Source organism: Microbacterium sp. Gd 4-13 (assembly GCF_003095395.1).
GTDB lineage: Bacteria > Actinomycetota > Actinomycetes > Actinomycetales > Microbacteriaceae > Microbacterium.
On the sequence record NZ_QEIJ01000001.1, the window covers coordinates 938,678 to 952,065 of the forward strand.

At 69.8% G+C, this 13,388-nt stretch carries 14 protein-coding genes; 2 read left to right on the forward strand and 12 right to left on the reverse strand.

Annotated elements, in window-relative coordinates; all coding sequences use genetic code 11:
* Positions 1–21: 21 nt before the first annotated feature.
* Genes DEA06_RS04505 through sufB form a run of 11 tightly spaced genes read right to left on the reverse strand, consistent with a single transcriptional unit; the run spans position 22 to position 10,549 of the window.
* On the reverse strand, positions 22–846 hold the full coding sequence (locus tag DEA06_RS04505) for an ABC transporter ATP-binding protein (protein WP_116646703.1): 825 nt from the start codon (positions 844–846) through the stop codon (positions 22–24).
* Positions 843–1,877 carry an iron ABC transporter permease gene (locus DEA06_RS04510; protein WP_116646704.1) on the reverse strand — a complete coding sequence of 345 codons (1,035 nt, stop codon included), beginning with the start codon at positions 1,875–1,877 and terminating at the stop codon, positions 843–845. Before DEA06_RS04510 ends, DEA06_RS04505 begins: the two co-directional genes overlap by 4 nt.
* Positions 1,874–2,887, reverse strand: coding sequence for an iron chelate uptake ABC transporter family permease subunit (locus DEA06_RS04515; RefSeq protein WP_116646705.1), 1,014 nt, complete (start codon positions 2,885–2,887; stop codon positions 1,874–1,876). Before DEA06_RS04515 ends, DEA06_RS04510 begins: the two co-directional genes overlap by 4 nt.
* Complete coding sequence (locus DEA06_RS04520) at positions 2,884–3,825, reverse strand: siderophore-interacting protein (RefSeq protein ID WP_116646706.1); 942 nt, start codon at positions 3,823–3,825, stop codon at positions 2,884–2,886. Before DEA06_RS04520 ends, DEA06_RS04515 begins: the two co-directional genes overlap by 4 nt.
* Positions 3,826–3,840: 15 nt before the next feature.
* Positions 3,841–5,220: an MFS transporter gene (locus DEA06_RS04525; RefSeq protein ID WP_116646707.1), complete on the reverse strand. Its 1,380-nt coding sequence runs from the start codon at positions 5,218–5,220 to the stop codon at positions 3,841–3,843.
* Positions 5,217–6,392 (reverse strand): aminotransferase class I/II-fold pyridoxal phosphate-dependent enzyme, encoded by a 1,176-nt coding sequence (locus tag DEA06_RS04530; protein WP_116646708.1) that lies wholly within the window; start codon positions 6,390–6,392, stop codon positions 5,217–5,219. Before DEA06_RS04530 ends, DEA06_RS04525 begins: the two co-directional genes overlap by 4 nt.
* 44 nt (positions 6,393–6,436) lie before the next feature.
* On the reverse strand, positions 6,437–6,766 hold the full coding sequence (locus DEA06_RS04535) for a metal-sulfur cluster assembly factor (RefSeq protein ID WP_116646709.1): 330 nt from the start codon (positions 6,764–6,766) through the stop codon (positions 6,437–6,439).
* A 9-nt stretch (positions 6,767–6,775) separates the two neighbouring features.
* Complete coding sequence (sufC, locus tag DEA06_RS04540; protein WP_116646710.1) at positions 6,776–7,546, reverse strand: Fe-S cluster assembly ATPase SufC; 771 nt, start codon at positions 7,544–7,546, stop codon at positions 6,776–6,778.
* Positions 7,547–7,560: 14 nt separating this feature from the next.
* Complete coding sequence (locus DEA06_RS04545) at positions 7,561–7,890, reverse strand: non-heme iron oxygenase ferredoxin subunit (protein ID WP_116646711.1); 330 nt, start codon at positions 7,888–7,890, stop codon at positions 7,561–7,563.
* A complete protein-coding gene (gene sufD / locus DEA06_RS04550; RefSeq protein WP_116646712.1) occupies positions 7,887–9,095 on the reverse strand; it encodes a Fe-S cluster assembly protein SufD in 1,209 nt (402 codons plus the stop codon). The genes DEA06_RS04545 and sufD overlap by 4 nt, the downstream gene beginning before the upstream one ends.
* A 35-nt stretch (positions 9,096–9,130) precedes the next feature.
* Positions 9,131–10,549, reverse strand: a complete 1,419-nt coding sequence (gene sufB, locus DEA06_RS04555) for a Fe-S cluster assembly protein SufB (protein ID WP_116646713.1) — start codon at positions 10,547–10,549, stop codon at positions 9,131–9,133.
* Between the two features lie 247 nt (positions 10,550–10,796).
* Here sufB and DEA06_RS04560 point away from each other — a divergent pair, with 247 nt between their 5' ends.
* Positions 10,797–11,747 carry a COX15/CtaA family protein gene (locus DEA06_RS04560; RefSeq protein WP_116646714.1) on the forward strand — a complete coding sequence of 317 codons (951 nt, stop codon included), beginning with the start codon at positions 10,797–10,799 and terminating at the stop codon, positions 11,745–11,747.
* A gap of 135 nt (positions 11,748–11,882) precedes the next feature.
* Positions 11,883–12,344, forward strand: a complete 462-nt coding sequence (locus DEA06_RS04565; protein ID WP_116646715.1) for a hypothetical protein — start codon at positions 11,883–11,885, stop codon at positions 12,342–12,344.
* A 68-nt stretch (positions 12,345–12,412) separates the two neighbouring features.
* Here DEA06_RS04565 and DEA06_RS04570 read toward each other — a convergent pair whose 3' ends face one another.
* Positions 12,413–13,339, reverse strand: coding sequence for a heme o synthase (locus DEA06_RS04570; RefSeq protein ID WP_116646716.1), 927 nt, complete (start codon positions 13,337–13,339; stop codon positions 12,413–12,415).
* Positions 13,340–13,388: the final 49 nt, after the last annotated feature.

The window sequence follows — 13,388 nt, forward strand, 5'->3', positions numbered from 1 at the left end:
GCCGGGTGGGGGTTTCGGGGATCAGGTGGGGTCGGGCGTCAGGTGCGCGCCGCCCGGGCGCGGCACGACGAGAGGGGTGCCGGTGAGCGGGTCGGGCATCACGAGGGCGTCGAGCGCGAACGCGTCCGAGACGACCTCCGCCGTCAGCACTTCGCGCGGGTCGCCTTGGGCGACGATCCGCCCCTCGCACATGACCACGAGGTCGTCGGCGTACCGCGCGGCGAGGTTCAGCTCGTGCAGCACCACGACAATCGTCGTTCCATGGGCGCGGTTGAGCTCGACGAGGAGGTCGAGCACCTCGAGCTGATGGCTCAGATCGAGGAACGTCGTCGGCTCGTCCAACAGCAGGATCTCGGGATTCTGGGCGAGAGCCATCGCGATCCAGACCCGCTGGCGCTGCCCTCCGGAGAGGTCGCCGACGGGCCTGTCGGCGAGGGCCTCGACCCCGGTCAGCCGCATCGCGTCGTCGACCTGCGCCGTGTCGGCGGCACTCCATCGCTCGAAGACGCCGCGGTGCGGGTGGCGTCCGCGCGAGACGAGCTCCCCGACGGTGAGACCGTCGGGGGCGATCGGATGCTGCGGGAGCAGCCCGACGCGCTGGGCGAACCGTCGTCGGGGAATGCTCGCGACGTCGACCTCGTCGAGGAGCACCTCGCCGCCGAGCGGGGCGTGCAGACGCGCGAGCACGCCGAGGAGGGTCGACTTCCCGCACGCGTTCGCGCCGATGATCATCGTGATGCGACCGGGGGTGACGTCGAGGTCGAGGTTCTCGATGACCCGCCGGCCCGGGTAGCCCGCGTCCAACGACCGCGCGCTCAGGCGCGGCGGAGTGGGGGAAGCGCTCATACCTGACGCCCTTTCGTCGAGGCCAGAAGCCACAGGAGGAACACGGCGCCGAGCGCCCCGGTGACCACGCCCACCGGGAGCGAGAGGCCGGGGAGCGCGAACTGCGCGATCAGGTCGGCGGCGACGAGGAGGGCTGCTCCCGTGACAGCGCTGGTGCCGATCCCCAGCGCCCCGTGGCCGAGGAGCGATCGCGCGATCGGGGGCGCGCACAGCGCGACGAAGGAGATCGGCCCTGCGAACGCGCAGGTGACGGCGGTGAGGAGCACGGCGCAGACGACGGCCACCCAGCGCACGGTCGTCGCGTTCACTCCGAGACCCGAGGAGGTCGCCGGGCCGAGCTGGGTGATGGGGAGCCATCGGGAGACGAGAGCGACGAACGGCGCGCACGCCACGGCGACGACGAGGACGACGAGCACCTGCCACCACGCGCTCGACGACAGCGATCCGGTGATCCACACCAACGCCGCCTGCGCGAGCTCGAGCTGCGCGCGGGCCATCAGGAAGTTCGTGATCGCGACGCAGAGGAAGGCCACACCGATGCCGGCCAGGATGAGGCGGAATCCTCCGTCCGAGAGCCGGCGTCCGGCCGCGAGGAGGAAGATCGCCACGACCAGGCCGCCGACGAAGGCCGCGGCGGCCAGCAGCGGCCCGGTCAGCCCGAGCACGATCAGCACGAACAGCGCACCGACGCTGGCACCACCGCTGATGCCGAGGAGATCGGGACTCGCGAGCGGGTTTCGCAGCAGTGTCTGCAGGAGCGCCCCCGCGGTGCCGAGGCAGACGCCGACGAGGACGCCCATCACGACACGCGGCGCCCGCACCTGGAACAGCACGTATGCCTCCACGCGCTCGCCTCCGCCCCAGAGGGTGCGCCACAGCTGCACGGGCGAGAGGGGGTAGTCGCCGAGGGAGAGTCCGAGCACGACGACGACGAGCAGCGCCGCCGACACTCCGGCGATCGCGACGACGCGGCGACGGCGCACGCGCCCGCGCACGAGCGCGAGGGGCGACGGAGTCTCGACGGCGGTCACAGCGCGACCCTCCGGCCTCGGAGCACGAGCGCGATCAGCGCGGGTGCGCCGACGAACGCCACCACGATGCCGGCCTGCACCTCACCGGGCAGCGCGATCACCCGGCCGATGACGTCGGCAGCGAGGAGGAGCGATGCGCCCACCGGGATGCTCAGCGCGAGGAGCGGGCCGTGGCCTACGCCGACGAGAGCGCGCAGGAGGTGCGGAACGAGCAATCCTACGAACACGATCGGCCCGGCCAGAGCGGTCGCTCCCCCGCACAGGAGCACAGCCGCCAGAATGCCGAGACCGCGCGTGCGGGCGACGTTCTGCCCGAGACCGGCTGCCGTGTCGCTCCCGAGCGACAGCAGGTCGAGTCCGCGCCCGCTGGAGAGCGCGAGGACGGCGCCCACGGCGACGGGCAGGGCGGCGACGGCCACGGTGTCGAGTCCGCGGGTGGTCAGACCGCCCACCTGCCAGTAGCGGTAGACGTCGAGGGTCGCGGCCGACGTCGTCAGCATGAACGTCGTGATCGCGATGAGGCCCGCGGTGACCGCCGCGCCCGTCAGCGCGAGCTTGGCCGGGTTGTCGCCGTCCGGGCCGCGTGTGCCGATCACGGCGACGACGACAGCCGCGACGGCGGCGCCGACGAAGGCGAACCAGACGAATCCGCTCGGCTGCGAGATCCCGAAGAAGGTGATCGCCACGAGCACGGCGACCGAGGCGCCCGCGTTGATACCGAGCAGACCGGGGTCTGCGAGGGGGTTGCGCGTGAGCCCCTGCATCAGCGTGCCGGCGAGAGCGAGGGCGGCACCGGCGATGAGTCCGATGGCGGTGCGAGGGATGCGCTGGGTGACGATGACCACGTGATCGGCCACCGTGGGGTCGAACGCCGTCAGCGCCTGCCACACGATCGTCGGCGACACCGAGCGTGCACCGATCAGAAGACTGCCCGCGACGGTGAGCGCCAGGACGACGACAGCACTGACGGCGACGAGACGCAGACGCCTCGCCCGGGACGTGGTCGTCATGCCTGCCGTTCTGCTTGCCCGAGCCGCCAGTAGCCCATGAAGGCCACGCGCTTGCGGTCGACTCCCCCGGTGGTCACCAGCATCCGGCGCAGCGTCTTGATCGTCGCCGCCTCGCCCGCGAACCACGCGTAGAACTCGCCTTCGGCGTCGTCGGGACTGTCCCAGATCAGGTCGCGGTCGACGTCGACGTCGGCGACCACCTGCGGTCGCGGCGCGGCAGCGCGCGTCAGCACGTCACCGGATGCCGCGCACCATCCCTCGAGCGCTGCGATGAGCCGCGCGCCGTGCGGGGCATCGTCGCGCGCGATCCAGGTGACGCGGTGAGTGCGGGGCACCTCCAGGGGCAAAGCGTCGCGGCCCGTCGGCACCTCGAGGAACGCGTCGACGTCGACTCCGGCCGGGAGCGACTCCAGGATCGCGCTGATGGCGGGCACGGCCGTCTCGTCACCGGCGAGCAGCAACCGCCGGGCCGTACCGGGGTGGAAGTCGAGGCCGAGCCGCGAGTGATCGCTGCGCTCGTCTGGCCCGACGATGACGAGCTCCTGGCCGGGGCGCGCGTGCGCGGCCCACTCCCCCGCCGGCCCCGCGTCGTGATGCACCACGAAGTCGACGTCGATCTCGCGGGCCTCGGGCGCGACACGACGGACCGTGTAGGTGCGCAGCGGGCTGCGCTCACCGGTCGGTACGTCGCGCCAGCGCTCGTACCACGCGCCCGTCGCGATGGCCTCGTCGTCGCGCTGGCCCACGTCGGTGATGGTCCCGTCTGCAAGCGGCAGGAGGAGCTTCACGCGCTGGTCGAGGCCGGCCGTCCCGAAGTCGGCGAAGTCGTCGCAACCGAAGGTCACGCGCACGAACGACGGCGACAGGCGGCGCACCGCGCGCACCTCGGCGCAGTAGGGCCGGTAGGACGGACGGCTCGAGACGACGACGGAGGACACCTCGTAAGGGTAGCCTTACCTGCCCGGATGTTCCAATCGACTCTCGATCGGCGCCGTGGTGCGCGTTGCGGGAATGCCGCCCGCGAGGGCGATCAGGGTCGACAGGAGGAAGGCTCCCACGAACCCCAGGACTCCCCCGCCGAGTGCCACGACGACGATCCCCGCTGCGGCGATCGCGGTCGCGGCGCCCGTCGCCTCGGCGATCGACAGGGCAGCGGAATTGCGCCCCTGGTCAGCCTCCGTCGAAGCGGCCAGCATCAGCATCGTGATCCGCGGGTACAGGAGCCCCATCCCGCCGCCGCCGAGCGTCCACGCGACGATGAGCACGATCGGCGGCAGGTGCAGGGCGACACCCGCGGTCACGACGGCCATGGCGATGATCGTGACCGCCAGTCCACCCCCGAGAATGCGCCGGTCACCCCAGCGATCGCCCACCCGCCCCTGCGCCTCCGAACCGGCCGCCCACATCACGGCGGCCCCTGTCAGGGCGAGCCCGGCCCAGATCGGCGAGAACCCGTAGAGGTCGATGAAGACGTAGGGAACGTAGATCTCCGCGCTGAAGAACGCGCCGGCCACGGCCCCGCGCAGCAGGATGACGCTCGGCAGACCGCGGCCGCTTCGTAGCGTCCGCGGGGGAAGGAGCGGTCGGATGGCCACCACCACGACGACGGCGCCCACGATGACGAGGAGGGCCGCGCCCGTCCCCGATTCGGCGGCGATGCTCAAGACGAGTACGCCCGCGGCGACGGCCACGGCCCACAACAGGCGCCCGACGAACGGAACGCGTTCGGTGTCGTCCGCGAAACGCAGCTCGGGGCGGGACAGGCGGGGCAGCAGCAGAGCGTAGGCGGCGGCGGACAGCACCACGACCCCGAGGAACACCCAGCGCCAGTGGAGAAGTTCGGTCACCGCCCCGGCGAGGAACGGGCCGACCAGCGCCGGCAGCACCCAGGCCGCCGCGAACGCGGCGAGGATACGACCGTGCAGAGCGGACGGGTAGACCCGTGCGATGACGACGTACAGCGACACGGTCATGCCCCCGGCGCCCAGTCCCTGGAGCAGTCGCCCCACGATCAACGCGACCATGTCGGGGGCGAGGCCCGCCACCAACAGACCGGCGACGAACAGCGCGACGGCCGCCGAGAGCGGTACCGCCGGTCCCGAGCGATCGGCCCACGACCCGGCGCACACCATTCCGATGACCGATGTCGCCAGCGTGCCGGCGAACGCGAGCGCGTACAGCGCCTGCCCGTCGAGGTCCGCAGCGATCACGGGCATGACCGTGGTGACGGCAAGGCTCTCGAGCGCAGCGAGGAACACCAGGGCGACCGAGCCGAGACTCACCCACCCGAACGGCGGCTGCCAGATCCCCGGTCCGTGGAGGCGGCCGCTCACCTGCTCACGAGGGCGCCGACGCGCTCGACGGCCTCACGCAGCACGTCCGGCGAGCATCCGAAGTTGATGCGCACGTGCCCCGCCCCCTCGGTTCCGAAGTACGGGCCGACGTGGAACGCCACCTTGGCCTCCCGGCGGATCTTCGCGGCCGGGTTCTCCCCCCACCCGAGCTCCGTCAGGTCGACCCAGGCGAGGAAGCCCGCGTCGGGGATGCGGTAGCGAGCGGCGGGCACATGCTCGGCCAGCAGGTCGGCGAGCAGCCGCCGATTGTGGTCGAGCGCGGCGTGTAATCCGTCGAGCCATTCATCGCTCTCGGGTGCGAAGGCGGCGATTCCGGCGAGGGCGCCGAACAGGCCCGTGCGCCACTCGACCTCCCACGGCAGCGCCTTCACGACCGCCGCGGTGCGCTCATCCGCGGTCACCATGAGCGCACACTTCAACCCGGCGAGGTTGAACGCCTTGCTGGCGCTGGTGACGGCGTAGCCGATGCGCGCGGCGTCGTCGGACGCGTCGAGGAACGGCGTGAACCGCACCCCGGGGTGGACGAGCGGCGAGTGGATCTCGTCGCTGACGACGGCGGCGCCGTGGCGTGCGGCGATGCGCGCGAGTTCGGCGAGGTCGGCTCGGGTGTGGACCGTCCCGGTGGGGTTGTGCGGGTTGCACAGCAGCACCGCGCGGGCACCGGCGGCGAGAGCCGCTTCGATCCCGGCCAGGTCGAGACGCCAGCGGCCGTCCGCGTCGTCGGGCGACGGAGCCACGAGAGGCACCCGCTCGACCTCGGCGCCGGCCTCGCGCACGGTGTCGAAGAAGGGCGGGTACACCGGCGGCGTGATCACGACCCGGTCGCCGGGCGACGTCACCGCCCGCAGGAGCTCGACGACCCCGACCATCACGTCGCCGGTGGTGCGCACCCGCGCCGGGTCGACGGTCCATCCGAACCGTCGCGCCGCGAAGCCCGCGAAGGCGCGCGCGATGCCCGGATCCGGCGGCGTGTAACCGGTGTCTCCGAGACGGACCGCCCGCTCGAGCGCAGCGGAGATGGCCGGCGCGAGCGGGAAGTCGGTCTCCGCCACGAAGAGCGGGAGGACGTCGGCGGGATAGGTCCGCCATTTGGAGCTGGAACGCTGCCGGAGTTCGTCGAGGGGAAGGGCGCGAAGGGGCGTGACGCTCATCCCGCGAGCCTACCCGCGCCCTCCGGGTCGGATGGAGTCGTGCGTCAGATGGCGAAACCGAGCGCGCGCATCATGTCGCGCCCGTCGTCGGTGATGCGCTCGGGACCCCACGGCGGCATCCAGACCCAGTTGATCCGGAATCGGTCCACCACGTTGTCGAGCGCCTGCGCGGTCTGCTCTTCGAGGACGTCGGTGAGCGGGCAACCGGCGGAGGTGAGCGTCATGTGGATGATCAACGCATCGTTCTCGTCGTCCCACGCGAGGTCGTAGATGAGACCGAGGTCGACGACGTTGATCCCGAGCTCGGGATCCATCACATCCTTCAGCGCCTCGGTGACCTCGTCGTACTTGTCGGCCGTGATCGTTGCGGTCATGTAACGATTCTACGCTTCCACAGGGCTGTCGGCCGGGATGAACCGGTCGTAACCCTCGTTCTCGAGCCGGTCGGCGAGCTCGGGGCCGCCTTCCTCGACGATCCGGCCGGCGACGATCACGTGCACGAAGTCCGGGCGGATGTAGCGGAGGATGCGGGTGTAGTGGGTGATCAGGAGCACACCGAGGTCGCTCTTGCCCTTGGCGCGATTGACGCCTTCCGAGACGATCTTGAGCGCGTCGACATCGAGTCCCGAGTCGGTCTCGTCGAGGACGGCGATCTTGGGCTGGAGGAGTTCGAGCTGGAGGATCTCGTGGCGCTTCTTCTCACCGCCGGAGAATCCCTCGTTGACGTTGCGCTGGGCGAACTTGTCGTCCATACGAAGGTCCTTCATCGAGGCCTTGACGTCTTTGGTCCACGACCGGATGCTGGGCGCCTCGCCGTCGATCGCGGTCTTCGCCGTGCGCAGGAAGTTCGTCACGGTGACGCCGGGGATCTCGACGGGGTACTGCATCGCGAGGAACAGGCCCGCGCGGGCGCGCTCGTCGACGGTCATCGCGAGGACGTCGTCGCCGTCGAGCGTGATGGAACCGCTCGTGACGGTGTACTTGGGGTGACCGGCGATCGTGTACGCGAGCGTCGACTTGCCCGAGCCGTTGGGGCCCATGATCGCGTGGGTCTCGCCCGTGCGGATGGTCAGTGTGACGCCGTTGAGGATCGGGGTGGTGCCCGCATCCGTCTCCACGGTGACGTGGAGGTCTCGGATCTCGAGAACAGTCATGTCGGTTTCCTTACTCAGTTCGTGGGACGCGTGACGGTGGGATCGACGAGCACGTCGTCTCCTTCGATCGTCACCACGTAAACGGGGACCGGCTCGTAGGCCGGAAGATTCAGCGGGTGCCCGGTGGTCAACGAGAACGCCGATCCGTGCGCCCAGCATTCGAGGGTGTCGCCGTCGACGAAACCCTCGGCGAGCGACACCTCTCCGTGCGTGCAGGTGTCGCCGATGGCGTGCACCTCGCCGTTGCCGTCGAGGACGACGGCCATCGGCACGCCCTCGACCTCGACACGCAGAGCGGTGTCCTGCTCCAGCTCGCTCAGCGCGCAGATACGGGTCGCGCTCACGCGGTGACTCCCTCTTGCAGTTCGCGTTCGATGGCCTCGGTGAGCTCGACCTGGAGGTCGGCCACGCCGATGCGCTGCACGATCTCGCTGAGGAACCCGACGACGACCAGGCGGCGCGCCTCGTCCTCGTCGATTCCGCGAGCCTGCAGGTAGAACAGCTGCTCGTCGTCGAACCGGCCCGTCGCGCTGGCATGGCCCGCGCCCAGGATGTCGCCGGTCTGGATCTCGAGGTTCGGGATCGAGTCGGCGCGGGCACCGTCGGTGAGGAGCAGGTTGCGATTGGCCTCGTACGAGTCGGTTGCGACGGCGTCGGGTCCGATGAGCACATCACCGATCCAGACGCTGCGCGCGCTCTCGCCCTGCAGCGCGCCCTTGTAGAGCACGTCGCCCTTGGTGTGGTCGCCCTTGTGGTGCAGGTAGACCTGCGATTCGAGGTGCTGACCGGCGTCGGAGAACGACAGACCGAACAGGCGGCCCTCCGACCCGGAGCCCGACAGTTCGACCGAGGGATTCACGCGCACCACTCCGCCACCGAGGCTGGCCACGATGTGGGTGAGCTTCGCGTCGCGGTCGACCCGCGCCTGATGCGAGGCCGCGTGCACGGCGTCATCATCCCAGCGCTGGACGGTGATCACGGTGAGGTCGGCGCCATCGCGGACGACGATCTCGACGTTCTGCGCGTAGGCGGCCGATCCGGAATGGTAGAGCACGACGGTGCCCCGAGCGTGCGGCATCGCCTCGATCACGATGTGGTCGGTTGCCACGAGGCCGGCCCCGAGGCCCGTGACGTCGATCCGCAGGGGCTCGGTGAGCTCCTCGTCGGCGGCCAGACGCACGTGGAGGGCGTCGGTCGAACGCTGCCACGCGGTGGCGGCGACGACGTCTTCCGGGCGAAAGTGCTCGCCGCGCACCGGGGCGTCGAGCCCCGACGAGGCGATCACGTGCGACGCCGCCGATCCGAGGTCGCGGCGGAGCGCTGCATCCTCGTCGGTCACGTCGTCGGCGAACAGTGCCCGCAGACGGTCGACGGGCGTGTGCTTCCAGTTGACCTCACGACCGGTCGGCGTGCCGAAGTCGGCGACGTCGAAGGAGGTGGGGCGCTCGGAACGCGTCTGCACCGGGACGACGGGCGCAGTCTTGTCGCCCCATCCTCCGTCGGTGTGTGCGGTGCTCCCGGGGAGGGGGACGGTGGTGGTCGTCGTCATCTAGCCGACCGATCCTTTCGTGGGCGTGGCGGCGATCATCCGACGCTGCCCTCCATGCCCATCTCGATGAGCTTGTTGAGCTCGAGCGCGTATTCCATCGGCAGCTCGCGGGCGATCGGCTCGATGAAGCCGCGCACGATCATCGCCATGGCCTCGTCTTCCGGAAGGCCGCGCGACTGCAGGTAGAACAGCTGCTCCTCGCTGACCTTCGACACCGTCGCCTCGTGACCGAGCTGCACGTCGTCGACGCGGATGTCGATCGCCGGGTACGTGTCGGAGCGCGAGATCGAATCCACCAACAGCGCATCGCACCTGACGGTGTTCGCGGAGTGGTGCGCATTCGCATCGACGCGCACCTCACCGCGGTAGCCGGCGCGTCCACCGCCCCGGGCGATCGATTTCGACACGATCGACGACTGCGTGTAGGGCGCCATGTGGATCATCTTGGCGCCGGCGTCCTGGTGCTGACCGGGGCCGGCGAAGGCGACCGAAAGGGTCTCGCCCTTGGCGTGCTCGCCCATGAGGAAGATCGACGGGTACTTCATCGTGACCTTCGAGCCGATGTTGCCGTCGATCCACTCCATCGTCGCGCCCTCGTGGGCCACGGCCCGCTTGGTGACGAGGTTGTAGACGTTGTTCGACCAGTTCTGGATCGTCGTGTAACGCACGCGGGCGTTCTTCTTCACGATGATCTCGACCACGGCCGAGTGCAGCGAATCGCTCTTGTAGATCGGAGCGGTGCAGCCCTCGATGTAGTGGACGTACGACCCCTCGTCGGCGATGATCAGCGTGCGCTCGAACTGGCCCATGTTCTCGGTGTTGATGCGGAAGTAGGCCTGGAGCGGGATCTCGACGTGGACGCCCGGCGGTACGTAGACGAACGATCCGCCCGACCAGACGGCCGTGTTCAGCGCGGCGAACTTGTTGTCGCCCGCGGGGATCACGGTGCCGAAGTACTCCTCGAAGAACTCGGGGTGCTCGCGCAGCGCCGTATCGGTGTCCATGAAGATGACACCCTGGGCTTCGAGCTGCTCGTTGATCTGGTGGTAGACCACCTCGGACTCGTACTGCGCGGCCACGCCCGAGACGAGTCGCTGACGCTCGGCCTCGGGGATGCCGAGCCGCTCGTACGTGTTCCGGATGTCTTCCGGGAGTTCCTCCCAGGTTCCGGCCTGCTTCTCCGTCGAGCGGACGAAGTATTTGATGTTGTCGAAGTCGATCTCGCTGAGGTCTGCGCCCCAGGTCGGCATCGGCTTGCGTCCGAAGAGCTGATAACCCTTCAGACGGGTCTTCAGCATCCACTCGGGTTCATCCTTGAGGGCGGAGATGCCCCGCACGACGCTCTCGTTGATACCGCGCTGCGCAACAGCACCCGCGGCGTCGGCGTCGTGCCAGCCGAACTCGTACACCCCCAGCCCCTCGAGCTCGGGCCGGTCGATCAGTACATCAGTCATGACGATCCTCTCCTCTTCGGGCCGAACGGTGTCATCCGCCCGAGCATTCCCGTTCCGCGTGGAGTGCGGCGGAGGGAGGAGGCTCGGTGGGCCCGCTATGAGGCGCAGTTACCGCGCCTAGACTGTCGGGGATGGCATCCGCGTGAGCGGTGCATCCCGAACCCCTTGATTCTACAGGTTCCCAGCCCCGTACGGGGTGCCCGGCGCCCACCCCGGCGCTCGCGGAACCCGCCTGGAGGCGAGCCCCATGTCCGCGCAGTCGACCGCCGACACTCACCGGAGCACCGACCCCACCCCGCTGTCGCGATTCGTCGCGTGGCTGCCCGACCGGGTGGATCGACGCGTCCGGGTCTTCGCCTGGCTCTCGTTCGTCGCCGAGGTGCTCATCATCGGCACCGGTGGCGCCGTGCGCCTCACCGGCTCGGGGCTCGGCTGCCCCACCTGGCCGACCTGTACGCCCGATTCGCTGGTCGCCACGCAGGAGATGGGCATCCACGGCATCATCGAGTTCGGAAACCGCACCCTCACCGGCGTCGTCGGCATCCTGGCGCTGGCCGTGGTCGTGCTCGTCTGGCGGATCCGTCGCGAACGCCGCGACCTCTTCGTTCTCGCCGCGATCGTGCTGGGCGGTGTCGTCGCGCAGGCCCTCGTCGGCGGCGTGACCGTGCTCACCGGCCTCAACCCGTTCATCGTCGGCTTCCACTACGTCGCCTCGGTCGTTCTGGTCGGCGTGTGCGCGGCCTTCCTCGTGCGGATGAACGCCGCCCCCGGCCCGCGGTCGCTCGCCGTCCCGCGCTGGTACCTGATCACGACCCATGTCACCACGCTCGTGCTCGCCCTCACCATCGTGTTCGGCGTGCTGACCACGGGCGCCGGGCCCCACTCCGGCGACGACGCGGCGGTGCGCAGCGGCTTCGACGCGCAGGTGCTCGAGCACGTCCACGCGTGGCCCGGCTACGCGTTGTTCGTGCTGACCCTGGTGCTCACGATCGTCGCCTGGGCGCGCCGCCTTCCCGTGCGTCGTTGGATCACCGCACTCCTCGCGATCGAGCTCGTGCAGATCTCCGTCGGGCTCTACCAGGCGCGAAACGGTCTCCCGGAGTGGGCCGTCGGCACCCATATGGTGCTCGCCGCGCTGACCGCCGCGGCCATGGTCGCCGTGGTGCTGAACCTGAAGACCCCCGCCGTCGCACGCTGACCGCGGGCGGGCTCTGCGCGCGGGCACCTTCATAGGGAACACATCGGAGACGCAGAAGCATCGTGGTGGCCTACGGTGCAGACTGGTCGATGCCGCGGCCGAACCGTGCCCGGAGAAAATAGGAGTTGACCCGAAATGACCTCTCGTGCCCGCCTGATCACCAGCATCCCGTTCTGGATCCTCGTCGCCGGGTCCGTCGTGGCCGGAGCCGTGGGCCTGTGGATCGTCGTGGACCGCCTCGGCACCCTCGAGCGCGGCCTCGTCGACGGCACCGCCACCACCGCCCAGGTCTACGGCGGACAGTCGTGGTCGGTCGTCGGAGCCGTGCTCCTCGGCGCCGGCGTCGTCGGACTCTTGCTCGCGCTCGCGCTGGCCGCCGCGAAGTCGCTCATCCCTCAGGGCGATGCGGCCGTCGTCGAGACGATCGACTGGACCGCCGACGAGACCGATCTCGAACCGACCCCGTTCGCGTCCGAGCCCACCGTCCCCGCCGCCACGACGGCAGCGCCCGTCATCGCCGAGGACCCCGACGTCGAGGTGCCCAGCACGACCCCGGCGCCGGCTGCGGCGACCGAGGGCGACGACAAGCGCGCCTGACGCCGCATCCGCGACGACGAAGAAGGCCGGGTCCCCGAGGGGATCCGGCCTTCTTCGTGCGCTCTGCGTCAGAAGGGCAGGAGCGGGTCGACCGCGATGGCCACGAACAGGAGCGTGAGGTAGGTGATGGAGGCGTGGAAGACGCGCATGGGGCGCGGCTCGGTGCCCCGGACGGCTCGCGTGTAGAGGCGGTGCGACTCGTAGAGGAACCAACCGCCGAAGACGAGGGCCGACACGGTGTAGACGAGGCCCATCGATGCGACGGGGATGAGCAAGAGCGAGCACGCGACCGTCGCCCAGCCGTACAGGATCACCTGAAGGCCGACCTGCGAGCCGCTGCGCGTGGCGCCGAGCATGGGCACGTCGACCTCTTCGTACTGGTCCTTGTACTTCATCGACAGCGGCCAGTAGTGCGGGGGCGTCCACAGGAACACGAGCGCGAAGAGGATGAACGGCGTCCAGCTCAGCGATCCCGTGACGGCCGACCAGCCGATGAGCACGGGGAAGCACCCGGCGATGCCGCCCCACACGATGTTCTGCTCGGTGCGGCGCTTGAGGATCATCGTGTAGATGACGACGTAGAAGAAGATGGCGCCGGCCGAGAGCGCGGCGGCGAGCCAGTTCGTGGTGAAGAAGAGCCAGACCGTGGATGCCGCGGCAAGGGTCCACGCGAAGATCAGGGCGTTGCGCGGCGTCACCTCGCCGGTGACGAGCGGACGCTTCTCGGTGCGCTGCATGTGCGCGTCGATGTCGCGGTCGAGGTACATGTTGAACGCTGCGGCGGAGCCGGCGCTGAGGGACCCGCCGATGACCGTGGCGAGCACCAGCCAGAGATTCGGCATGCCGTTCTGCGCGAGGATCATGACCGGCACGGTCGTGACCAGCAGCAGCTCGAGGACCCGGGGCTTCGTCAACGCGAGGTAGGCGCGGAAGGTTCGTCCGAACGACTTTCGAGGGGTCGCGACCGGCGTAATCGACGTCGTCGAGATGTCCATCTTCCCCCGTTTGCCGTGCTCATCAGGTCTCCCCGAGTCTACGTCATCG

Coding starts and splice junctions, on each gene's coding strand:
- DEA06_RS04505 (WP_116646703.1), bottom strand. CDS start 846: ATGAGCGCTTCCCCCACTCCGCCGCGCCTGAGCGCGCGGTCGTTGGAC.
- DEA06_RS04515 (WP_116646705.1), bottom strand. CDS start 2,887: ATGACGACCACGTCCCGGGCGAGGCGTCTGCGTCTCGTCGCCGTCAGT.
- DEA06_RS04530 (WP_116646708.1), bottom strand. CDS start 6,392: ATGAGCGTCACGCCCCTTCGCGCCCTTCCCCTCGACGAACTCCGGCAG.
- DEA06_RS04535 (WP_116646709.1), bottom strand. CDS start 6,766: ATGACCGCAACGATCACGGCCGACAAGTACGACGAGGTCACCGAGGCG.
- sufC (WP_116646710.1), bottom strand. CDS start 7,546: ATGACTGTTCTCGAGATCCGAGACCTCCACGTCACCGTGGAGACGGAT.
- sufD (WP_116646712.1), bottom strand. CDS start 9,095: ATGACGACGACCACCACCGTCCCCCTCCCCGGGAGCACCGCACACACC.
- sufB (WP_116646713.1), bottom strand. CDS start 10,549: ATGACTGATGTACTGATCGACCGGCCCGAGCTCGAGGGGCTGGGGGTG.
- DEA06_RS04560 (WP_116646714.1), top strand. CDS start 10,797: ATGTCCGCGCAGTCGACCGCCGACACTCACCGGAGCACCGACCCCACC.
- DEA06_RS04565 (WP_116646715.1), top strand. CDS start 11,883: ATGACCTCTCGTGCCCGCCTGATCACCAGCATCCCGTTCTGGATCCTC.
- DEA06_RS04570 (WP_116646716.1), bottom strand. CDS start 13,339: ATGGACATCTCGACGACGTCGATTACGCCGGTCGCGACCCCTCGAAAG.